This is a genomic window from Pseudoalteromonas sp. MMG006 (assembly GCF_018101025.1).
Lineage (GTDB): Bacteria > Pseudomonadota > Gammaproteobacteria > Enterobacterales > Alteromonadaceae > Pseudoalteromonas.
The window spans coordinates 85,312-109,366 of the sequence record NZ_JAGJEJ010000011.1 but is presented as its reverse complement, the minus strand read 5'-3'; the positions used below and the strand labels follow the sequence as shown (position 1 = coordinate 109,366).

General features: G+C 40.2%; 19 protein-coding genes and 1 riboswitch. Of the genes, 12 read left to right on the top strand and 7 right to left on the bottom strand.

Features of this window, described 5'->3' with window-relative positions:
- Positions 1–133 precede the first annotated feature (133 nt).
- A complete protein-coding gene (locus J8L73_RS12135; RefSeq protein WP_211017351.1) occupies positions 134–1,015 on the bottom strand; it encodes an NAD(P)-dependent oxidoreductase in 882 nt (293 codons plus the stop codon).
- A gap of 121 nt (positions 1,016–1,136) precedes the next feature.
- On the opposite strand from J8L73_RS12135, the gene J8L73_RS12130 reads away from it, so the two are divergent.
- On the top strand, positions 1,137–1,688 hold the full coding sequence (locus J8L73_RS12130; protein ID WP_211017348.1) for a glutathione peroxidase: 552 nt from the start codon (positions 1,137–1,139) through the stop codon (positions 1,686–1,688).
- Positions 1,689–1,784: 96 nt separating this feature from the next.
- Complete coding sequence (locus tag J8L73_RS12125) at positions 1,785–2,765, top strand: 2-hydroxyacid dehydrogenase (protein WP_211017346.1); 981 nt, start codon at positions 1,785–1,787, stop codon at positions 2,763–2,765.
- Positions 2,766–2,861: 96 nt separating this feature from the next.
- Here J8L73_RS12125 and J8L73_RS12120 read toward each other — a convergent pair whose 3' ends face one another.
- Entirely contained in the window at positions 2,862–4,184 is a 1,323-nt protein-coding gene (locus tag J8L73_RS12120; RefSeq protein ID WP_138683132.1) for a sodium-dependent transporter, read from the bottom strand.
- Positions 4,185–4,323: 139 nt separating this feature from the next.
- Here J8L73_RS12120 and J8L73_RS12115 point away from each other — a divergent pair, with 139 nt between their 5' ends.
- Positions 4,324–5,079 (top strand): 4'-phosphopantetheinyl transferase superfamily protein, encoded by a 756-nt coding sequence (locus tag J8L73_RS12115; protein ID WP_211017344.1) that lies wholly within the window; start codon positions 4,324–4,326, stop codon positions 5,077–5,079.
- Between the two features lie 6 nt (positions 5,080–5,085).
- Here J8L73_RS12115 and lysC read toward each other — a convergent pair whose 3' ends face one another.
- Together lysC and nhaD are read right to left on the bottom strand one after the other, a co-directional pair.
- A complete protein-coding gene (lysC, locus tag J8L73_RS12110) occupies positions 5,086–6,465 on the bottom strand; it encodes a lysine-sensitive aspartokinase 3 (protein WP_211017342.1) in 1,380 nt (459 codons plus the stop codon).
- Positions 6,466–6,539: 74 nt separating this feature from the next.
- Positions 6,540–6,712, bottom strand: a riboswitch (Lysine riboswitch).
- A gap of 98 nt (positions 6,713–6,810) precedes the next feature.
- Positions 6,811–8,058, bottom strand: a complete 1,248-nt coding sequence (nhaD, locus tag J8L73_RS12105; protein WP_211017340.1) for a sodium:proton antiporter NhaD — start codon at positions 8,056–8,058, stop codon at positions 6,811–6,813.
- A 211-nt stretch (positions 8,059–8,269) separates the two neighbouring features.
- On the opposite strand from nhaD, the gene J8L73_RS12100 reads away from it, so the two are divergent.
- From J8L73_RS12100 to J8L73_RS12080, 5 genes are all read left to right on the top strand, one after another.
- Complete coding sequence (locus J8L73_RS12100; RefSeq protein ID WP_211017338.1) at positions 8,270–9,541, top strand: hypothetical protein; 1,272 nt, start codon at positions 8,270–8,272, stop codon at positions 9,539–9,541.
- A gap of 3 nt (positions 9,542–9,544) precedes the next feature.
- A complete protein-coding gene (locus J8L73_RS12095; protein ID WP_211017336.1) occupies positions 9,545–10,093 on the top strand; it encodes a hypothetical protein in 549 nt (182 codons plus the stop codon).
- Positions 10,090–12,867, top strand: coding sequence for an ATPase (locus tag J8L73_RS12090; RefSeq protein WP_211017334.1), 2,778 nt, complete (start codon positions 10,090–10,092; stop codon positions 12,865–12,867). Before J8L73_RS12095 ends, J8L73_RS12090 begins: the two co-directional genes overlap by 4 nt.
- Before the next feature lie 108 nt (positions 12,868–12,975).
- Entirely contained in the window at positions 12,976–13,527 is a 552-nt protein-coding gene (locus J8L73_RS12085) for a DUF4136 domain-containing protein (protein ID WP_211017333.1), read from the top strand.
- A gap of 74 nt (positions 13,528–13,601) precedes the next feature.
- Positions 13,602–14,405: a methionine sulfoxide reductase gene (locus tag J8L73_RS12080; RefSeq protein WP_211017331.1), complete on the top strand. Its 804-nt coding sequence runs from the start codon at positions 13,602–13,604 to the stop codon at positions 14,403–14,405.
- Between the two features lie 20 nt (positions 14,406–14,425).
- On the opposite strand, the gene J8L73_RS12075 is transcribed toward J8L73_RS12080, so the two are convergent.
- Positions 14,426–14,917, bottom strand: coding sequence for a peptide-methionine (S)-S-oxide reductase (locus J8L73_RS12075; protein WP_211017329.1), 492 nt, complete (start codon positions 14,915–14,917; stop codon positions 14,426–14,428).
- A 176-nt stretch (positions 14,918–15,093) separates the two neighbouring features.
- Between J8L73_RS12075 and J8L73_RS12070 the strand changes: the two genes are divergently transcribed.
- Positions 15,094–16,947 (top strand): TonB-dependent receptor, encoded by a 1,854-nt coding sequence (locus J8L73_RS12070; RefSeq protein ID WP_211017327.1) that lies wholly within the window; start codon positions 15,094–15,096, stop codon positions 16,945–16,947.
- A gap of 63 nt (positions 16,948–17,010) precedes the next feature.
- Here J8L73_RS12070 and J8L73_RS12065 read toward each other — a convergent pair whose 3' ends face one another.
- Positions 17,011–17,499, bottom strand: coding sequence for a hypothetical protein (locus J8L73_RS12065; protein WP_211017325.1), 489 nt, complete (start codon positions 17,497–17,499; stop codon positions 17,011–17,013).
- 99 nt (positions 17,500–17,598) lie between these two features.
- Positions 17,599–17,862, bottom strand: coding sequence for a YkgJ family cysteine cluster protein (locus J8L73_RS12060; protein ID WP_058548899.1), 264 nt, complete (start codon positions 17,860–17,862; stop codon positions 17,599–17,601).
- A 169-nt stretch (positions 17,863–18,031) separates the two neighbouring features.
- On the opposite strand from J8L73_RS12060, the gene J8L73_RS12055 reads away from it, so the two are divergent.
- The 3 genes from J8L73_RS12055 to J8L73_RS12045 all read left to right on the top strand — a co-directional run bounded on the left by J8L73_RS12055 (position 18,032) and on the right by J8L73_RS12045 (position 23,684).
- Positions 18,032–19,213 carry an efflux RND transporter periplasmic adaptor subunit gene (locus J8L73_RS12055; RefSeq protein WP_211017323.1) on the top strand — a complete coding sequence of 394 codons (1,182 nt, stop codon included), beginning with the start codon at positions 18,032–18,034 and terminating at the stop codon, positions 19,211–19,213.
- Positions 19,210–22,359, top strand: a complete 3,150-nt coding sequence (locus J8L73_RS12050; protein ID WP_211017321.1) for an efflux RND transporter permease subunit — start codon at positions 19,210–19,212, stop codon at positions 22,357–22,359. The genes J8L73_RS12055 and J8L73_RS12050 overlap by 4 nt, the downstream gene beginning before the upstream one ends.
- A gap of 434 nt (positions 22,360–22,793) precedes the next feature.
- Positions 22,794–23,684: a dienelactone hydrolase family protein gene (locus J8L73_RS12045; RefSeq protein WP_210999598.1), complete on the top strand. Its 891-nt coding sequence runs from the start codon at positions 22,794–22,796 to the stop codon at positions 23,682–23,684.
- Positions 23,685–24,055 lie beyond the last annotated feature (371 nt).

The following is a 24,055-nucleotide window of genomic DNA, read 5'->3' as shown; positions in this document are numbered from 1 at the left end:
AATTATTACGGGCTTCGCCCATCACGCAAGCAAGCTTCGCGTCTACAAGTAAGCCCCATATTTACACTTTAGCGGTAGGCGCAGAGCTTGCGCACTTGAAAAGCGAAGCTTTTAATCTTTAAAATGTGAAACGTTATTTTTTATGTAGCGCTTCTATTCGTGCAAGTAAGCTTGAGGTGTCGTATCGGCCGCCACCAAGGGCTTGTACATCGGCGTAGTATTGATCGACCGTTGCCGTCATTGGAAGTGTTGCGCCGTTGTTTTTAGCTTCATCAAGTGCGATACCTAAATCTTTACGCATCCAATCTACCGCAAAGCCAAACTCGTACTCACCTGCCCACATTGTTTTGTAGCGGTTTTCCATTTGCCACGAGCCAGCAGCACCTTTTGATATGGTTTCAATTACTTTTTCGCCATCAAGGCCTGCTTGCTTAGCAAAATGTAGGCCTTCTGCTAAGCCTTGTACAACACCTGCTATACATATTTGATTAACCATTTTACATAATTGGCCTGATCCAACTTCACCTAACAACTGGCTAAAACGGCTAAATGCCGCCATTACAGGCTGTGCTTTTGCAAATACAGCTTCATTGCCACCGGCCATTACCGTTAACACGCCATTTTCAGCGCCCGCTTGGCCGCCAGACACTGGCGCATCTATAAAGTCGATATTTTGCAGGGCTGCCTTTGCGGCTACTTCACGGGCAACTTCAGCAGAGGTTGTTGTATGATCAACTAATATTGTATGTGGCAGCATGCCAGCTAAAACACCATCGTCGCCATATACTACAGAGCGTAAATCATCATCGTTCCCAACACACATAAACACTATATCGGCATTACTTACGGCTTCGCGTGGAGTGGGCGCAAAGCAACCAGAGTATTGTTCTGTCCACGTTTGAGCCTTAGCTATAGTACGGTTATAAACACATACACTGTGCCCTGCTTTTGCTAAATGACCCGCCATTGGGTAACCCATTACGCCTAAACCTATAAATGCGACTTTCATTGACATAAAAATGACCTATTAAACTGATAACTTAGAAACTAGGCCTCGATTATGTCAATCGGGTGGCGAAAAAGCGAATGAAAGTCTTTATAAAATTTCCACTATTAGGAAATTAAGTAGGTAACCTATGGATAGCATTTATCAATTTAACGCACCACTTTATAACAGTGAAAGTTTTCCTCTTAGCCAGTTAAAGGGCAAAACCATACTTATTGTTAATACAGCCAGTAAATGTAACTTTTCGGTGCAATTAAGCGCCCTAGAAAAGCTGTATCAAGAATACAAAAGCAGCGGATTTACAATATTGGCGTTTCCGTGTAATCAATTTGGGCAAAATGAGCCTCTTGATAATTTAGCCATTAAAGACTTTTACCAAGCGCAATTTAACGTATCGTTTGAGGTATTTGGAAAAGTAATGGTAAACGGCCCTGAAGCCCATCCACTGTTTAATTATTTAAAATCGCATACGCGTGGTATTTCTCAAAACCGTGCAATAAAGTGGAACTTTACAAAGTTTTTAATTAATACCGAAGGGCAACTAGTTGCGCGTTACGCACCACGTACCAAGCCCGAAACGCTTAAACAAGTAATAGAGGCTAATTTACAAAGCTCGCCACAAAAAAGTAACTATAAAAGCACTAAGTTAACCCCTAACTTTAACGCTTTAAAAGGCGCTTAGTTATTTCAAATCAATAAAGTGGCGCTTAGTAAAGCGCATTACCTAAAAGTAGTTTAATGTTATATAGATGAGCATATAAGCGTTGGAGCCAATAACATGAACATTGCTTTTTTTAGCACTCAAAAGTACGAGCAGCCTTTTTTTGAGCAAAGCATTACAGGCCAAAGTAGTGTATCGATTACTTATTTTGAGCAATCTCTTAATCAAAACACCGCCATTTTAGCTAAAGACTTTGATGCTATATGTGTATTTGTAAACGACACTGTAGATAGCGCTGTAATAAAGCAACTTGCAAGCTTTGGGATAAAAACAATTTTACTACGCTGTGCGGGGTTTAATAACGTAGATTTACCTGCAGCAAAAGCAAATGGCATGAACGTATTACGCGTACCTGCTTACAGCCCTGAAGCAGTAGCAGAGCACTGTATAGCACTTATGCTTACACTTAGCCGTAAAACGCATAAGGCCTATAACCGCGTACGCGAAGACAACTTTGATTTAAACGGTTTATTAGGCTTTAACCTGCACAGTAAAACAGTTGGAATTATAGGCTGTGGTAAAATTGGCCTTGCGCTTTGTAATATATTAAATGGCTTTGGTGCAAACGTTTTAGTGTGCGACCCTTACGCACAACCAGGTAATTACACCATTACCGATTTAGATGCGCTGCTAACTCAAAGCGATATAATTTCACTGCACTGCCCACTAACAGATCAAACTCACCACTTAATAAATGATGACGCATTTAATAAAATGAAACCCGGCGTTATGCTTATTAATACCTCGCGTGGTGCGCTGCTTTATAGTAAAGCGTGTATAAACGCACTTAAAACTAAAAAGCTGGGGTATTTAGGGCTCGACGTGTACGAGCAAGAGTCTGAGCTATTTTTTAAAAACCACAGTGACGAAATAAATCAAGACGATATATTCTCGCGCTTAGTCAGTTTTAAAAATGTATTAGTAACAGGTCATCAGGGATTTTTTACCCAAGAAGCACTTACCGAGATTGCAAATACAACCATAAAAAACGCGCTGGAAGTTTGTGAAAGTAAGCCTCTAACTAATGAAGTTTTATAAGTTATTTAAAATAGGCACAAAAAAGCGAAGTGAATTTATAAGTTCACTTCGCTTTATTAATCTATTTTTAATGCTAGCTCTATGGCTTAGCCATAATCATCCAAAGGCTACGTTAGCAAATACCAGGGTCATTAATATTGGGCACACAAAACGAATGTACTGAGCAAACCAATAGTGAATCCCTGTTGTTGCCTCATGTAATTTATTCCCTCGCTGCCACATCCAACCTACAGTAATAAAGTAAAATAATCCCATAAGCGGTAATTGGTATTGGGTAAACAGCATAATTACCAAACCAAATAACCAATCAAAGTTTAGTATAATTGCGCTTGCACATATAAGTACGACTAAACTGACTGCCCACGTTGCTTTAGTGCGACTCACATTATGGTTTTCGACTAAAAAGGCAACCGGTATCTCAGTGGTTGAAATAGTTGATGTAACCGATGCAATCGACATAAGTACAAAAAACAATAAGCCGACTAATAAACCAATTTCGCCCATCGTGCTAAATAGCTCTGGGAGAATGGCAAAAATAAGCTGCCCTTCGCCAATTAATTTACCACCGTTAAACACTTCAACGCCATTATGCTGCGCTACATAAATTGCAGGCACAATGAGTAAACCGGCTAAAAATGCCACGCTTGTATCGAGTAATGCAACGCTTGCGGTTAGTTTTGGCAGGTTTGCATCTGGCTGTAAGTACGAGCCGTAAATCATCATACACCCTACACCTAATGAGAGCGAAAAGAACGCCTGCCCCATTGCTGCAATAATTAAATTTGGGTCGAGCACTTGGCTAAAATCAGGTATTAAATACGCGGCAAAGCCTTCGCTTGCGCCATCTAAGCTGGCTATATAAACAATTAAGCCAACCAATAAAACTAACAGTAATGGCATTAAACGGCGTGACCAGGTTTCGATACCCGATTTAACCCCTTTTAAAATAATGCTGGCTGTTAAAATAAGCATAAGTGGCGTAAATACAAAATTACGCAGCACAGAGTCGCTATGTAAAAAGTCGCTTGCGGCATCAAAGCCAAAAAACGAGGTTATGGGCTCAATGGCGTATGAAAGCATCCACCCAGCTACAATAGAATAAAAGCTAAGCATAACCACAGCGCCCGCAAGGCCAATATAACCTGCCGCAGCACCTATTTTTTTATTAGTATTTTGCCATGCATCGCCAAGGGCTTTTACTGGATTTGCTTGTGCCTTGTGACCTAAGTAAAGCTCAGTATAAAGCGCCGGCAATGCCAATAAAAAAATGACAATAAAGTAAACGAGTAAAAATGCACCACCACCATGGTTGGCCGCTTGTGTAGGAAAACCCCAAATATTACCTAAACCCACTGCTGCGCCAGCAGCGGCTAAAACAAAACCAAATCGGCTTTGAAAGCCATCACGCACTTGTGCCATACATCTACAAATCTGTTATTATTTTGATAGTTGTGAATTAAACCATATTTCATGCCAGCTGAGTAATAAAATTGCTCGTTGTATAAATAAGCTCTGCTAACCGCTCATAATTGCAGCGGCTCACTCATTTTAAGCATTTATGACCGCACATTATTTTAAAAACACCTTAAGTATTACCCCTATTCAATTAACAAACTTACCGTTAGCTAATAACAGTATTTTATTATTTGATGCAACAAAACTCGATGTAAGTAAATTTAATTTACCCGATTACTTAAGCCCGTTTGAGCTAAGCGTTATAAATTGCCGTAAAAGCGCGCAAGCAAAACAAGAGTATTTAGCTACTCGCACATTATTAAAACAACTCGTTAAAATAACGCAGCCACAATACGCTAACATAACGCTAAATAGTATGAGCACTCAATTTGACGAAGCGAGCGCAAAACTACAACTGCATGTTAGTGGCGACATTTTTAATACCTGTATTTCGCACTCTCATGGTTTGGTTGGCGTAGCCCTTAACTTAGCGAAAACTGAGTTTGGTTTTGATATTGAAAAAATAAGCCTAAAGCGCCCGTTTGAAAAGCTCGCTAAGCATTTTTATCACGCAGACGAAATAGCACTAATTACCAAGCCAAGTAATACCCAAGCCCAAGCTAATACCTTTTTTAGAATTTGGACATTAAAAGAGTCGCTTGCTAAAGCCACCAGCCGCCCTATTGCTAAATTGCTTAGCCCGAATGTGTTTAATGAGTTAAATGCGGCAACACTGAGTGCATCAAGTAACTGTGTTACCGTTGAAAGTAATAACGAACACACCCACTTTGATGTAACTGTCGCGCATAAAAAAAGCACCGACTGGCGATGCTTTTTAATAACAGACTTTATACTCTAGCTTTTTTTATGCCTCAAGTAGGCGGCTGTGTATAGCTTGTACCACGTTATCTGACTCGCCCTGCTCTACTAAAAAGCAAAGGTTGTGCTTACTTGCACCGTGGCAAATTAAACGAATATTAAACTCTTTTAAAACATTCATTAAGTTCATTTCGTGCTGACGAAGCTGTATTTCTGAACCTATAAGCGCCACTAACGTTAAGTTGTTTTCAACCGATACATGGCAAAATTCAGCAAGCTTATCTAGACACGCTTGCTCAAGCTCTGGGCGAGAGGCATTAGGCGCGTTATCAAGCGTAATGGCTACGCTTATTTCAGAGGTAGTCACTAAATCTACCGATATATTAAACTCACTTAAAATGGTAAACACGCGGGCTAAAAAGCCACTTGCCAGTAACATTTCTGGGCTTTTAAGTGTGAGCAAAATTTGGTTTTTACGTTGCGTTACAGCGCGTATACCCGGCTGCTGCGATTTTTCACGCTCAATCCACGTACCACCACGCTCTGGCTCACGGCTTGAGCCTACAAATACATTAATGTGACTACGGCTGGCTGGTAAAATAGTGGCTGGGTGCAATACTTTTGCGCCAAATGTGGCCATTTCTGCGGCTTCGTCAAAGCTCAAACGAGCAATAGGCGTTGCTTTTGCACACAAACGAGGGTCTGTACTAAATATGCCCACTACGTCGGTCCAAATATGTACGCTTTTAGCGTTAATCGCTTCAGCAAGTAATGCAGCGCTGTAATCGGAGCCACCACGCCCAAGCGTGGTTGTTTGGCCAAATTCGTCGCTACCAACAAAACCTTGAGTTACAATTACTTGCTCATCTAATAGCGGAATTAATACTTCTTTAGCCGCTTGCGCTGTGGCTTTAACATTAGGTGTTGCTTTACCAAACTGGCTGTCGGTTTTAAGTACTTTTCGAACATCAAAACGGTCGGCATTTAAGCCTTTTAAACGCAGTACTTGTGCAAATAAGTACGACGATAAGCGCTCACCAAAGCTAAGTAGCTCATCATGCTGCTGATCAGTTGTTAGTGTTTCAAGCGCTAGCGTTTGAAATGCTTTTAATGTTTCGCTAAAGCCTACTGCTAAATCGGCATCAAGCGATAACTCATCTAAAATAGCTTGCTGAATGGCTAGCACGCCATCAATGTGTTCTTGGCGCTGCTCTGGGGTAATGCTTGATTTACACAGTGCAACTAAGTGGTTAGTTACGCCGGCACTGGCGCTCACAGCTACAATACGTACGCTTTTATCTGCAACAATAATTTCGCTGCAGCGACTCATCGCTTCAAAGTTTGCAACACTGGTTCCGCCAAATTTGGCAACGATGTAATCTGATTTTGCGCCTAATACTGATTGTGGCACTGATTGGGTAGTCATTTAGTCTCCTTTCGCGGTATTTTAACCGCTAAAAAACAAGAAGAACTTGGCAAAGGAATGCATTTGATGTGTCCGCTGCCAGAAGCTCTCCACCTATATTGGTGACAGTTTTGAGGATTCAGCCCCATAAACCGAAAAACAATTGCGACGTACCATTGTTTTTCTCGGCGAGTACTTCCCTCTTTAATGGTTATGGGCGTTCGTCACCTACCATTAAATACCTAAGTATCGCACCTCTTCTGAATGCTTTATTAACCATTGGCTAATAAAACAAAGCCCCGCTAATTAGCGGGGCTTTGAAAGTTATCGTTTAGACGTCTAGGTGTCAAGCATTTATAGTAAATATTAGACAAAACCACCCATAAAGTAAGCGCCTGCATAACCTACGGTATAACAAATTAATAATTGCAGCGATAATTTAAAATAGCTCGTAAAAGTAAGTGCTTTAAGTTTGCTCATGGCAATAATACCCGCTGCCGAACCAATTATAAGCATTGAGCCACCTACACCTGTTGCATAGGTAAACGACAACCAATGTTGCTGGCTCATTACTATATCTGCTTTTAATAACGCAGCGGTAAGCGGTACGTTATCAACCCCTGCCGATAGTATTCCCATTAAATAGTTAGCATATTCAGGTGCCATTACTGTATATAAATCGGTAAATTTAGTTAAAATACCAATTTCTTTTAATGCGCCAACAAGTAAAAGCACACCCACAAAAAACAGTAGCGTGTCGTATTCTATGTCGCGTACAAAATCGATGATGTCTTTATTTATATCTTTTTTACGCATTAAAAATTGCGCCACTAAAAACATAACCGATAAACCAAATAAAAATGTGAGTAGCGGCGGTACACTATAAATTACGCTAAGCGTTAACGTACTTACCACGGTTGATAAAAATATAATGGCAATGGTAATGTCGGTTTTTTCTATGCGTTTTTTTTGCGAGCCTACAAACTCTATTTGCCCTTTCATACCAATAGAGAGTAAAAGCGCTAGTAGCATTACACTTATAAACGCAGGCGCTATGAGCAGTAATAAGTTTGCAATAGATACCTTGCCGTCCAAAAATATCATTAAAGTGGTTACATCACCGGTTATTAGCGATACACCGCCAGAGTTAACCCCAAATACAATAAGTGTGGCGTATTTAATGAGCTTTTTAGCTTCAAGATTTAGCGACATAACCACGGCAAGCGATATAAGCGTAGCGGTTACATTGTCAGAAATAGACGAAAACAAAAATGCAAAGCCGCCCACTAAAAACATAAGTTGTCGTTCACTAATTCGTTTAGGCATTACCCGGTGCACTATGTTTTCTATAAACCCTTTAGAGTTTAAATACGCGACAAAGGTCATGGCGGCCATTAAAAACAGCCACAGTGAGGCTATTTCTAATATATTTTCGTTAAGAAGATGCTGAATTGTGGCTGGGCTTTGCCCATGAAGAGGGTTTACAAAAAGTATAATCCAACAAAGTGTGCCAAAAAATAACGTTGTTTTAGCTTTATTTACGTGAATTATATCTTCTATAACGATCAGTAAGAAGGCAATCGCTATTAGGGTTAAAATTATCGAGGGGACCATGGTAGTTAAATAACCTTTGATATAGTTTTAAAGAACACACAAAAATCACTCCTTTGTGCGTGCCCAATTTCGGCGCGAATTTTAGCACCGCCCTCATGCAAAAACTATTATTAAATGGTCTTAAAAACGAATACTATTTACTGGTAGAATACGTAATAATGAGTCAACTTTGAGAACTCAATAATAAAATACTAGGATGTTGTAACCTCATATGATCCCAGCTAAAAAGCTGCTAAATACCCTTAGCGAACATTGGGGTGTTTTAGAGCTATTATTTAAACGTTTTAAAATGGCCGACTTTAGCCTAAAAGACGTACAAAACGCCATTAAGCAAAAGCAGCCCACATGGACAAACGAGCGTATATATAAAGAAACAAATCGTTTGCTCAATCAAGATATACTCATTCCATTGGCTAAATCTTCTCAGCTTGAAATTAACCGTGCCATTGCCGATTTTGCAACCTTTTTATTACAAGAAGAACACCTAGGTTTAGCACAAGAAATTAGCGTTTTGGTTGATGATTTAGCCCGCCTAGGAAACCGACTAGATAACGCGGGCGAAATGGAAGACTTTGATGATTTACGCCGCTTTAGCCGCATTATGGATGATCGGGTGCGTAAAATAATGAAGCTCTACGCGCACAACGAAAACGCCATATTAAATATTGTAGAGCAAGCTAAGTCTGATCACGCGGTGCAATCTTTGCAAAAGCGCTACAAAGCCGTAATAGAAGCCTTTGACGAATACATAGAGCCCATGCTTGAAATGGTCGATATTAGGGGCGATTTTCATGCCTGCTTTACACTTATTGAGCAACAAATAAGTAAGCAAATAGAGCACATTGAGCGCTCGGGTAAGGCCTACAGTGACAAACGCATGCTTGAGCAGTTACGTACTCGTATACTCGAAATGCATTTAGTTGGCCGAGAAAGCTTACGTAAAAGCGCCGATATGCTTATGCCACTGCGCGAAGAACTGCGCCGTAATAACTTAATTACCCGCCAAGCGGCAAAAGTACTCGGCCTGGTGCGTAAAAATGGCGTAGACAACATGCTAAGTGCGGTACAGCCAAACTTTGTAAGCGATGCGCAGCGCTATTCGCTTGGGCAGCAGCGCCATATAGTGGCTTACATGGCAAGTTTGGTTGAATTTGAACACGAAGAATACCAGCTTCCAGAGCAACAAGACGTACCGGCTTTTGTAACGCCTAATATTCCTGATTACCACGATGTTAAAAAAAGCTTTGCAAAACGCTTTAATAAAAAACGTAAAAAACCTCAACCATTGCTGCAATTTTTAGATGAAAGCTACCCCGACCTAGACGCCGACGAAATGCTATTTTTGTATCAAAAATTAGTCAGCGACAGCGACGTACTCATTAGCCAAAGCGATGAAAAAGCGCGCGTAAAAATAGCCGGCCAACACTTTTCGTTATACCCATTTAATTCAGCGCCTCAGCCAGATACAAAGGCAGACGAGTAACACATGACACATATAAACCTAGACGAGCTAACACACCTGCAAGCCATTAATAAAAAATTAACTGCGGGTTACCACATTTGCGAACAAGACAACGTAATGTGGCAAGAGCTTGACCAACACATAGACGCCTACAGTGCTTTATTTAACGCCCTTGGCCATGATTTAAAACACGACAGCCGCGGCTTTTACTATTTTGCCAGCGACGAAAGCACACCAAATATGGGTAAAATATCCCGTGCTATCGCACTCACTATTTACATTTTAATTGAGCATTTTGCCAATACGGGTAAAGACCCAATGCGCGCCTTGTTTGATGAAGTAAACGATTTAGAACTGATGCAAACCTTAGTGCAAATTAACAAACACTTGTTTGATCAGCTTGAGATATTTTCGGGCTCAGATTTACGTAAAGACGTATACCTGCGCATGGTGCGCTTAGGTTTAGCCCGAGAAGTAGAAGGCGGATTTATGCTACAAGCGCCTATTAACCGTTACATAGATGCGCTAATGGAAGTAAACGAAGAAACCTACATTACGGAGGACGAGGAATGAAAAACCTATACGGACTGAGTAAACTCGCCCTACTTAATACCGCAGGCTATGCAAAATGTGTGATCCCGCTTGATAAAAGCAGCTCTATTTGTGCGCCAAATAATACCGGTAAAAGCTCGGTTATTAACGCCCTGCAATTCCCGCTTATAAATGATTTGCGCTTAACCGAATGGGACGGGCACGATTTAGATGAAACCCGTAAATTTTATTTTTCATCGGATCAGTCGTACATTTTACTTGAAGCCAACCTCCCTCATGGCTCGGTTGTTATTGGTGTAGCGGGCCTTGGTAAAATAGCCGGTTACGCGCATCAGTACTTTTGTTATCAGGGCAAACTTGATTTAGAGCAGTACACGCAAGGTAATACCATAATTAAGTTTACCAAGCTGTTTAATCATTTAAAGTCGCTTAATTACAATCCTATTGAGCTAAAAGCCCAAGAACTAAACGCCCTACTTACCGGTGGCGCAACGCCCTTTGACGGTGACATTAACTTAAAAATGATCCCGCTAAATAATGTGCAAGACTCAGCCATTTATAAAGAAATTTTTAGACGCATTCTTAACTTACACAAATTAGGCGCAAGCGATGTTAAACGCTTTATGCTGCGCGTGTTTGAACGCCATATGTCAAACTCAAAGGTCGACTTTTACGAAGTCTGGCGTCGCTCATTTGATAAAGTAAACCGCGCTAAACGTGAATTAAAAGCCCTTGAATCAATGCAAGAGCCAATAAGCGCGCTTGAATCTATGCTTGAAAATCAAACCGTACTGAAAGGTAAGTTAGCAGCCTATGCACCTAAAATTGACCAAGCCCTGATTGACTTTGATACCTACCAAGAGGCGCAGCTAAATGAGCTAGGTGTTGCACTTGAAGACATAGAGCACGAAAAACATGAGTTTGAACAAAAGCAAAGCCTATACGTGCAGCAATCGCGTGATATAGAGCGCAGACAAACCCAAATTGAGCAATGGTTTTTAGATTACAGCGCCCTTAAAAGCGAGTTTGAGCTGGTAAATAAGGCCACGCTTAAAACTAGCCTTGGCCAGCTCAAGCACGATTACGAGTCGCTTTCGCACTCAATAACCAGCGCACAAGGGCAAAGCCTGCACACGCTTGATTACCGCATTAGCGAAACTCAAAAACAAATAAAAAGCTTAAAGCTGCAGCTTAAAAACCTTGAGTTTAATTTGTTTACTCGGATGCGCGAAGACCTATCACTTAAAGAAGTAGAAGAAATATCGCGCATTTTAAATCCCGACCTACTCTCGTTTGCAACCACCACTAATGGCGATATAGCCATTGATGATGAAGATGCCTTCGGGGACTTTTTATCGCTGTTAAGTGAAAACGTTAAAGGCGGTGTGCTAACGCTTCCAGGTGCGAGCATTAAGCTTAAAAAACTCTCGCCTGTGCAAATGCAAAGCGGTGAAAACAAAGAGCAATTAACGGCGCAGTTAAGTGCACTTGAACACTCGTTAAAAGAGTTTAAACAACAGCGCGAAGTGGCTGCTAATGTTGCCGATAAACAAAAAGAAAAAGATGCACTTTACGATGAGCTAATGAGCGCAGAGAGCGCCCTAAAACGCTTAGAGCAATTTGAGGTAATGCAGCAATCGGTTGAAGCGCAAGCCATGCTAAAAGAGCAATTATTAGCAGAGCGCGAACAAGTTGACGAGTACCTGCAAGACATTCAAAAAAATAGTGGCTCAATTGCAGACAGACGCTCGTTAATTAAATCTAAGCAAGAGCAAATTAATCGCCAAACCGAGCGCCTACGCCAAGTTAAAAGCGAGCGAATTGACCACACACTCGATTTATACAGCGGAAAAGTAACCCCATACATGATTGATATAACAGTCGATTTTGATAACTTGAGCGATTTAGTACATCACTTTAATAAAGATTGCCAAGAGCTGCGTAACTTTGACATAAACGTGCGTAATACCTATTTGCATGTATATAACGCGGGCATAACTAAGTTCGATAACGAAAACGACGAATTTACTAAATATCAAAAACTAATTAGCGCATTCCACAACCTTGATAACGAACGCGATGCGGTTGAGCGCCAAGGCCGCGTAGCCCTAACCGAAGTAGCCGCAACCATTAAAGGCTTGCGTGAAGATTTAGACCGCCTTCGCCGCGAGATGAATAGCTTTAATAAAGGCATAAGCCAGCATCGCATTTCTAACCTTCAAGCGTTTAAAATTAACGTAATACCACGCAAAATGCTGGTTGATAGTATTGATACCATTATCAGCACGTCGCATCAGTTTGAGCAAGGCGACACCCTTGATTTACTAAGCCAGGAACCTTACAGCGAAAGCGCGGTAAACGAAGCGAAAGATCACTTAATAAAACTTGCATCAGACAAAGCAGGCCTTACCTTAACTGATTTATTTGATATTCGTTTTGAAGTGGTAAATCGCGCAGGTGAAACTGAACACTTTGAAAAAATAGACTCAGCCGGCTCAAACGGAACACGTATTACTATTAAGTTATTATGTGGCATGTTGTTTATTCGTTACTTATTAAGCGATCAAGAACAAAACCTTTACCGTATACCTATTTATATAGATGAAGCGGCCGATATTGACCCGCAAAACCAAAAAGCAATTATAGAAACCGCACTAAGCTTTGGCTTTGTGCCTATATTTGCCTCGGTTAAGCCACAAATAAGTTGTGACTACATTGTGCCGATTCGTTCAGTAAAAGATGGCGCACAAAACTGGGTAGACGAAAAAGATTGGATAGAAGTTGAACACAGTTAATTGGCCATTAAGGCTCGGCTATTAAACTAAAATATAGAACGTTAAAATAATACACATTTAAATGATGTGTGTTATTTTAACGTAACGCATTTTATTGGAGCAAACGTAATGAAAAATATACTTATTGTTGCAGCGCTAGCACTACTTTCAGCCTGTACACAAACCCCTGATTGGGACTACGACAAATCAGCCAACTTTAGTAATTTTAAAACATTTGCTTGGGTAGAAAACGCGAGCTTAACTAAAGACACCACAAATTATCAAATCAATGGCTTAATGGAAAAACGCGTGCGTACCGCTGTTAATAAAGAGCTTAGCCAAACGTTGGGGATGAGCTTAGTAGACGCAGCACAAGCGGATGTACTTGTTAATTACCATGCATCGGTAGATAAAGAACTCGAAGTAGATACCTTTAACGTAGGTTACGGCGCTCGTTGGGGATACTGGGGCACTGGTTTTCAACGTGACGTTTCTGCCCGCGAATACGAAGTGGGTACTTTAGTTATTGATATTATTGACCGCGAGTCTAACCAGCTGATATGGCGCGGTGCTAAAGAAGGTCGTTTAAAGAAAAAGCAAACACCTGAGCAACGCGAAGCGTCAATTAAAGAAACAGTCGCTAATATTTTAAGTAACTTCCCGCCGCAAAAGCAGCAATAAATTAGAATTAGCGTTGAGTAAGTTTTAAGAAGCTCACAGTATGTGAGCTTCTTTGTTAACAAAGGAATCATACCTTGGCATTTTTAAAGTATTTTACAGTCACTCTATTCGCTTTTTTTGCTTCGCTCCCCGCACATGCGCAAAACTTAAAATTAACTCCAGGTTTTTGGCAAGGAATTAACAAAGATAATTTCGAATACAATGTACTGGAAATAAAAGAAAACGGAGAACACCGTTTAATCATTGCAAATATCGCCAGTGCATTTCATAGAAATAAATCAATTGCGTTTAATAATAACGATATTAAATGCAGTCGCCTTAATTGCACTATCACACTCATTAGCCCTAATAAAGAACATCTGCAATTTACATTAATTTTAAGCCGTTATTTAGATAATTCATTTGAGGTGTTAGAAATTTATTCTAATGCAGACGATGATTTGGTCATGTCAAAAACTTACCGATTGGAAAAACAAGAAAGGCAATCTACCGTCCATACATTTATAGATAAATACCGCTCTAAAATAGATGAATTAGCAGCTATAGAAAAGTCAGGTTTATATGGTTTTTGGGTAGGATTATTAAATTTAGACGGCAATCAAAAACTCGTAAGTATTGAATTTCCCCCCAATAAAGAGTCATACTTCAACTATTTTGAAAGTGGAGCCAATGACATAATCAGTACCACTTTTATGCCACAAGATATTAAAGAAAAAGACAACGTACTGAAAATCACTACCAGCAATTCAACCTTCGCAAATAAGCTAATTATTCATAAAGACAACCGAGAACTCAAAGGCTATATGTATTCAAACCACAAAGGTACAACTCTTCAAACTGGCTCGTTTAAATTGTATCGCTTTGAAAGGCCTGAGTAACCTGTAATCTAAGTATAACTCTATGACAACTTATACTTATACAATAAATCAAAGGGTATATGGCAGTAGTCATCGGGGTGGTGAGTTAACCGGTCTTGGTGCTCTGCATCGCTTGGTACGTAATTAGTAAGCTTCTCAACGCTTACTACAACTTTTTCTGCATCACTGCGCTTATTTATATAATTGCTTGCTGCGTCTAAATGGGTTTGGTGTTTGCTGTAAATAGCAGTGCGGTATTTAGGGCCTACGTCATCTCCTTGTTTGTTAATACTGTATGGGTCAATAATTTCAAAAAAGTAGTCAAACAGCTTATTTAAGCTAACGGCGTTTAGGTCAAAAATTACCTTTACACATTCTGCATAACCATCATAGTCGCCGTCTGTCGTTTGATTTGTACCGTTCGCGCGCCCTGCTTCAGTACTTATTACGCCTGGTAAGTGCTTTAAAAATTCTTGTACGCCCCACAGGCAGCCACCAGCAAAGTAAATAGTATTTTGTTCTTTAGTATCCATTATAAATGTTACCTAATGAGAAAAGTGTGAATGGTTATCAAATGCAGTTATTAACAAATTAATGTACAATCGCGCACAAAATGTCTGCTGTTATATTTAGTTATTTTATCATGCTCAAATATAAGCTTTGAAATTAATTGTAACAGCCGCTACAAATAATAAACGACGAGTAACACATGAATCGCACACCACACCTTATAATACCTGCACTATTATGCAGCGTTACCCCATTTGTATATGCCAATACACAGCCTGATGAGTCAGTAATTGAGCAAATAACGGTCGAGGCCTCACCTACTGCGAATAAACTGCCTGTGGGTACATTTGATTCGCCTATTTCTAATTTAGAATATGACCCGCGTGTTGATTTGCAGTCGCGTAATATGGCTGAGGCACAAGCTGATGTCACTATTCGCGGTGGGATTTTTGAAAACACCGGTTTTAGAGTAGGAAGCGCTACCCTGCTTGACCCGCAATCTGGCCATTATTTTGCTGAAATACCTATTGCACCACAAATGCTAAGCGGCCCAGCAGTTTTAACCGGTGCCGATAACGCACTATACGGTATGAACAGCTCTGTAGGTACAGTTTCGTTTGGTTGGAAACCAATTATTACAGGTGGCAGTATATCGCTTGGTACTGGTACAAATGACTTTAATCTTCAAAGTATTCACGCTGCTAAAAACACACAACTTGATAGCTTAGCTAACTATACTCTGGGCTTTGAAGGTGAGTATTCTCACTCGCAAAGTGATGGAACCATTGATAATGGCGATCATGACTTTTCGCGCGCCTCAGCTCGCGTCCAATTAGCAAGCGAGCACAGCCAAACCGATTTATTTTATGGCTCGCAAGATAAGTTTTTTGGCTGGCCTAACTTGTACACCCCTTTTGGCGTTAACGAAACTGAAGATTTAGAAACCCGCCTTTGGATGCTTAATCACAAGCAAAGCTACGCTGATAACAGTCATTTTGAAGTATCGGCGTATTATCGTACCCATGACGATCACTATATTTATTCTCGCGAAAACCCAAGTGCATTTGAAGCTTTTCATAAAAGTGAAGTTAAATCACTTGGACTTTCGGGTCGCCATGCACAAAGCGATGCGCTGGCAATAAATTACTCAGCACAATTTATTGATGATTCGATTGAATCAACAACACTTGAAAACAACTTTACCTCACGAAAGTATTACAAGCTGAGCGTATTGCCCCAATACACAATGGCTTTAAAAGAGAATCAGCAGCTTATCTTTCGTTTAGGCGCTGCGTATGATGATACAAATCGCGATGATGCTGAAGTATCAGCTATTGGTGATATAACCTTAAACACCCAAAACAGTGACGGCACAGCGCAAAGTATTTATTTATCATACGCGCAAGCGAGTCAAGTTGCAGGCTACACAGCGATTGGCGGCAGCGATTCTGGCGGGTTATTTAGAAGTAACTACAACCTTGAGCGCGAAACGACTTCAAACTTAGAGCTAGGCTTATTACTTGAAGAGCAAAGCTGGCAGTTAAACTCGGCTATTTTTTATCGAAAAGATAATAACTTAACCGATTGGACCTTTAATTTTGACTCCACCTCTGCGCGCTTTGCAAACCCGGTTAATATTGATACTGCAGGGGTTGAATTTTTAGCGACTAAGCACTTTGATACTGCAAAACTTATTGCTAGCTATACCTATTTACACAAATCAGAAAACTATGGCGCTGCCGATATTGATGCCAGTTTTTACGCGTTAAACTTTCCTGATCACCGTTTAACACTCGGCGCTGTGTACAACCCAACTGATATTTTAGAATTTAGAATAGATAACGAATGGCGTACACAACACAAAAACGCGCTTAGAAACGGCCACGACAACGCGTTATTCACCCAGCTAACGCTTAAAATAACGCCGCCACAGTTGAGTAATTTATTTATCACCTTAGCGGCAGATAACTTATGGGATGAGTCGTTTGAAGAAATACCAGGTACACCAGGACGCGGTGAACAATATACGTTAAGCGCAACGTATAGTTGGTAATTAAAACTTTAGGAATTTATTCATTCGGTACCTGCTTATAGGTGGGTACCTAATAAATTTAATTTAGAAAAAGATTGCGAGTACAAAAACAGCGGAAAATAAACCTAAAAGCCATGCATAAATTAACTGTGCAACGGTAAACATAATAGGGTCTTCTTTAATATAAAATTTATTGTTACCTCCAAAAGTCCAGCCATTGTTAAATGAATGAACTAATAAACCACCAAACATAGTGATTAATAACAAAGAGATAAATATATCTGAACCAGTTAAAGTATTAGGATCAACCTCTGCTCCTATTGGAGATCCAAAAATAAGCCCAAAAAAACATATTCCTAACAGGCGCTCAAATTCACTTGTTGTTTTTATATTTGGTTCATTAGATTCTAACTGAGATTCGGTTTGTTCATTATAAGCAGCTAAGTTATTTTCTCTTTTTGAATACTCATTCATTAGAGCCTGATAATTTTCAACGTACTTTTGTTTATCTATGCTCTTTATGGCTTCTTCAAGCTCAGTTAATGAGTACTGTGAATAATCAACTCTGATCATATATTCCCTTAGTTAATTGAAGTATTAATACTCCAATCTGAGTTTATTAAGTACTTAGCGTTACCTTAAATGTAAATATATGTGTATTAACCTCGTAAGCTAGGTTAATTGCTCAAGCTCGGTTATAAGCGCTAGAGCCTCTGCATTTGTTGACCCACACACATCAAATGTGGCGCTAAAATCGCTACATACTTTTGGGCGGCTTTCATCGCCAAATAATTTACATAAATTACGCTCATCTAGCTGAATACAACGCTCTCCGGCTTTTTTACCGTTTGGCATTCCAGGGATTGGGGAGCTAATACTCGGTGCAATGCAACACGCACCGCAGCCTAAACGACACGTCATAGGCTCTGTTTTCATAATAACCTCAGTTAATAAAACTATGCAATTTGCAGTGTATTTTCACCCATGCATAGTCAATTGTTTATTTGTAATACACACATGTAATGCTTTGTTACATCTTCAAACGCCTTGTAAACACTTTATTGCGTATTATTGCCTTGTCACCAAATATATGAAGGAATGCCTTGTGGCTACTAAAAAACAAATTTTACTACCAGTCGCGGTTTTAGCTGCCGGGATTGCACTGGCAATTGGCCTTTCAGCAATGAAAACGCCACCAGAAGAAAAACCAGAGCAAGACACTCGCCCGCTGGTTGCGGCAAAAAGCGTAAACATTGATGCTATAACGCTTGATGTAAAATCGTACGGCGTTGTAAAACCTAAAGACCGTACCGAGCTGGTTGCTCAAGTAAGCGGGCAAGTTATTTCAGTAGCCGGGCAATTTGTAGAAGGCACGTTTGTTAAGCAAGGCGATATTTTAGCACGAATTGATCCAAATGATTACGAAGCCGACTTTATTGAAGCACAAGCAGGCCTTGCACAAGCAAGTTCAGCACTTGAAATAGAACGTGCACAAGCCCACGTTGCTAAAGCTGAATGGGAACGTATTAAATCAGACTCAAGCGATGCGATTGCCTCGGAGCTTTATTTACGTAAACCACAACTTGCTGAAAAAATGGCAAATTTTAAATCTGCTCAAGCCCGTGTAAAACGCACTAAACGTAATTTAGAACGCACGTACATAAAAGCCCCATATGACGCCATTATTAACGAGCGCACTATTAGCTTAGGCTCTGTTGTAAGCGCAGGCAGTAAATTTGGTGAGCTTAGCGCGACAGCAGTTGCAGAGGTACGTTTACCAGTTGCAGATAAAGAGCTGCAATATTTAAATAATGGCGGTATTGGCGCACTGGTTACGCTCAGCGCTGAATTTGCTGGTAAGCAAACTACGTGGCAAGCCAAAGTGGTACGTAGTGAAGGGATTGTTGATCAAACCAGCCGTATGAGCTATTTAGTTGCGCAGTTACCTACTCCGTATGCTGATAACACTAAGCCACTTCGTTTTGGTTCGTACATTAACGCCACAATTGAAGGGCGAGCGCTGGATAACGCGATTATTGTCCCGCACCATTTAGTTAAAAATAACAAAATTGCTATTTTAAACGACAATCAAACCCTTAGCTTTAAAACGCTTAATATTGTACGTGAACAAAACGGCATGGTAATAGCCGACCAAGGGTTAAACAGTGGCGAGCAACTTATTATCTCTGCCCTTGAATACCCAACAGAAGGCATGGCTGTTAAGCTAGAAGGCATTGAGCCTAAAAGCGATGTAACTCAGTTAGCACTTAAAGAGGATACGCCATGAGTACCTCAGAAAAAGGCTTAATTGCTTGGTTTGCACGTAACCCAGTTGCGGCAAACCTAATTATGATTTTTATACTGATTGGCGGACTTTTAACGGCGCTGACAATTCGTAAACAGGCATTTCCACAACTTGAAAATAATTGGGTAAGTATTCAAGCGGTATACCCAGGCGCAGCCCCGCAAGAGGTTGAAGAAGGCATTACAATAAAAATTGAAGAAAACCTTGAGGGATTAGAGGGCATTAAACGCTTTATAACCTACTCTAACCGAGGTTATGCACAAGCATGGGTTGAAATTGAAGAAAAATACGACCTTCAAGAAGCTTTAGACGAAATAAAAGCCCAAGTAGATTCTATCAACTCGTTTCCTGCGGGTATGGAAAGGCCAATAATTCAGCGTGATAAGTTTCAACAAGAAGTGATGTTTATTGCGCTATATGGGGATATGACCTATGCACAACTAAAAGAACTAGGTACAGATATAGAAGATGAATTACTTTCCTTATCGGGTGTTAATCTAGTCAGCTTTTTTAGCGGCTTAAATTATGAAATAGGCATTGAGATTAGCCCCGACAAACTGCGTGAATACGGCCTAACATTTAGAGATGTGTCAAATGCAGTAAGAAACTTCTCAACTAATATGTCGGCAGGGCAAATTCGTTCAGATAATGGTTATATTTCTATGCGTGTTGAAAAACAAGCATATAAAGGTAATGAGTTTGAAAAGTTGCCTTTAATTACCCTTGCTGATGGCGCACAAATATATTTAGGCGATGTAGCCACGATTAACGATGGTTTTGAAGAAGGCTTATTATATTCAAAGTACAATGGTAAAAACTCGTTAATGTTTGATATTGCAGCATCTAAAGATCAAGACATTACCGACGTTGCCAAAATACTTAAAAATTACATGGCCGAAAAAGAATCTAAATTACCACAAGGCGTAAAACTAACACCTATGGTTGATTTAACCTACTACCTGCAAGGCCGTCTCGATATGATGATCGACAACATGGTATGGGGTGGTGTTTTAGTTATGCTGGTATTAGCATTATTTTTACCTCTTAGATTGGCATTTTGGGTAATGATGGGTTTACCGGTGTCTTTTCTGGGTGCCTTTTTGTTCATGCCGATAGGCTTTTTAGATATCACCATTAACATGGTGTCGTTATTCGCCTTTATAATTGTACTCGGAATTGTAGTGGACGATGCTATCGTCGTGGGTGAATCGGCCAGTGCCGAAATTGAAAAACACGGTCACTCACTCGATAACGTAATCCGTGGTGTTAAACGTGTTGCAATGCCCGCTACATTTGGCGTACTAACTACCATAGCCGCTTTTTTACCACAAGCTATGGCATCAGGCCCAGGCGCAGCATTATCTAAAGCGATTGGTGTCGTTATTATCCTGTGTTTGATTTTCTCGTTAATCGAATCAAAACTTATTTTACCTGCGCATATTGCTGCAATGAACCCGCGTAAACCAAACCCTAAAAACCCATTACATAAACTACGTAATGTGGTTGATAGCGGTTTAAAACACTTTGTACAAAACTACTACACGCCTTTTATAGGCCATTGTATACATTATCGTTATACCGTAATTATAGGTTTTTTATGTATATTAATAGTGAGTGCAGGCATGTTTGCAGGCGGTTTAGTAAAATTTGTACCAAACCCTAAAATACAACATGACTTTCCTCGTATTGTTGTCGAAATGAATCTTGAATCGTCTGAGCATGCAACACTTGAAACAGCTAAAAAAATTGAAGCGGTACTACTTAGTGTAGATGAAGAGCTTGAAGCACAATACGGTCAAAAAATGATTCATGACCTGTCGGTAAGCCTTCGTGGACGTACGACTGCACAGTTAATGGCTGTACTCATTGAACCTGATAAACGCCCTATCGATACCTTTACATTAAGCTCATTATGGCGTGAAAAAATGCCACCACTGCCGGGAGTTAAAACGTTAACTATTGAAGATAACTTATTTGGCGGTGGACGAGATGACGGCGACGTAAGTTTTAGACTTCAAGGCAAGGATACTAACAAACTAAAAGAAGTTGCTGCGTTATTAAAAACTAAATTACAAAGCATGGAAGGTGTAGGCGATGTTAACGACTCACTACAAAGTGCTACCGACGAAGTACAGCTTGATTTAAAACCACTGGCCTACAGCATGGGACTTACACTTGCCGATGTTGCATCGCAAGTAAGCTTTAGTTACTACGGATTAGAAGCACAGCGTATTTTACGCGAAGGCGAAGAAATTAAAGTCATGATCCGCTACCCTGAAAACGAACGTAACTCTATCAGTAACATACACAGTACACGAATCATTACACCAACAGGTGCTGAGGTTCCGTTGAGCGAAGTTGCACAAATCAACATTGTAGATGGTGTAAACAGAATTCGTCGTGAAAATGCAAACAGAACAGTCAATGTATGGGCAGCCATTAATACTGATAAAGTTGAACCTTTTGCCATTGTAAAAGAAATCACTGACGAGTATTTACCAACCCTTTTACAAAATTACCCTGGTGTTACCAGTAATGTAGCAGGACGCGTGCAAGAAGAAATGGACAGCGCTGATGAGCAGTTACGCGACTTTGCCATATCGCTGATGATTATATTTGCGTTATTAGCCATTCCTCTTCGCTCATACTCACAACCATTAATTATTATGTCGGTCATTCCATTTGGTGTGGTCGGTGCAATGTTCGGCCATATGGTATTAGGAATGACCATGAGCGGCCTTTCAATGTTTGGCATAATTGCAGTAGCCGGTATTGTAGTCAACGACTCCCTCGTTATGGTTGATTTTGTAAATAAAGCGCGTGCTGAGGGTGTGCCTATAAAAGAAGCTGTTATGCAAGCAGGTGCAAAGCGCTTTAGAGCTATATTACTGACCTCAGTGACCACCTTTATTGGCGTATTACCTATTATTATGGAAACGAGTTTGCAGGCACAAATTGTAATACCTATGGCAGTATCGCTGGCCTTTGGTGTGCTATTTGCCACGGTAATTACTTTAATACTTATACCTTGCCAATACGTAGCACTAGAAGACGCAAAGCGATTAGTACGTAAGATGCGTGGCAAGCCGCCACTATTGGATGCCCAACCAGCGCCTACTAACAGCTAAACTGAGTTCCCCCCAACCAATAAAGCTCGGCAAGTTGCCGAGCTTTTTATTCTTGGCTCAAAAATAACATGCAACTATTGGCCAGCTTTATTAAACGGGGATTTATTAACCTCACTTTTAAAGGATTGACCATAGGTATATTTCAGCTTATTTTATTTATTACATTTTCCGTTTTAATCACACTTAGTGACAAAAAGAATAGCTGCAACTTAATGCTATTAGGCGCCGTTGCTATATCGTTCGCGTTTGTGGGGCTCGACTTTTTAATAGGCGTAGATGTAGGTTAATCTTTCATACAAACTAAAACACATTCAATAGCCAGTTTTATAGAGTAAAAAGGTTCGATAAATAAAGAGATAAACTGCTCGTTTTTTATCCCTAATACGTTATGGTATTTAAATAATAAATATACATAATAAAGTTAAGGAGCAGCCATGAATACCTCGCAATCAGATCACATTCCTCAAGAAGCCTTTGATTGGTACGACGAATACGCCCACGGCTTGATGGACAGACGTACTTTTATGAAAAAACTTGGCGGTTTAGCTGCACTTGGGTTTTCAATGAGCGTACTGACCAGTGCCCTGCTGCCCAATTACGCGTTTGCAGAGCAAGTATCGTTTAACGATGACGATATAAAAGCCACCTACGAAGAGTTTGACTCGCCAAATGGACATGGTAAAGGTAAAGGCTATTTGGCAGTCCCTAGTAAAGTAGAGGGCAAACTGCCAGTGGTATTAGTTATCCATGAAAACCGTGGTTTAAACCCTTACGTAAAAGATGTAGCGCGTCGCTTAGCCAAAAGTGGCTTTATTGCCTTTGCCCCCGATGCACTTTTCCCTCTAGGTGGCTACCCAGGTAATGACGATGAAGGACGTGCAATGCAAAAAACGATGGACAGAGCTAAAATTCAAAACGATTTTGTAGCCGCTGCCCACTTTTTAAAAGGTCATTCACATAGTAACGGTAAACTGGGGGCTGTGGGTTTTTGTTTTGGTGGCTATATTGTTAATTATTTAGCGGCGGTTGATAGTGATTTGCTTAGCGCTGGCGTGCCTTTTTATGGTACTCCTGCCAGTGAAAATTTACGTAAAAATATTAAAGCACCATTAATGATTCAATTAGGTGAGCTTGATAAGCGTGTAAACGCGTCATGGCCTGAATATGAGCAAGATTTAAAAGCTAATAACGTTGAGTACACTATGCATATGTACAAAGGTGCAAACCATGGGTTTCATAACGACTCGACTGGGCGGTATGATAAAGACAATGCCGAACTTGCATGGCAACGTACCGTTGAGTTTTTTAATAACAAACTCAGTTAATTAAGCTAACAATAATGTAATGCCACCAGCTTAAACTGAGTGGCATTATACAAGTTAATTAGCCTAAATTTTGGTTATGTAAGTTCTGGTTAGTTAAGCTCTGTAATATGTAGTAGCTCACCAGGTGGACCCCATAAATAAATCACTCCACGAATAATACAAAGTTTAAATAGGTGGTAGCAAGTCTAAACAACTGACAAGCAAAACGATTGAGTAACGTTGAGCCACGGCAGAACTTAAACTGAAATGAATGTAATTCCTTTCGTTTAATTTAGCTAGCAGATGTTTAAACCTCTTTTATAACTCAAGTATAAATTCATTTTCACATAGCAAAAGCCCAACTTTATAGTTGGGCCTTATAATTAAATCAA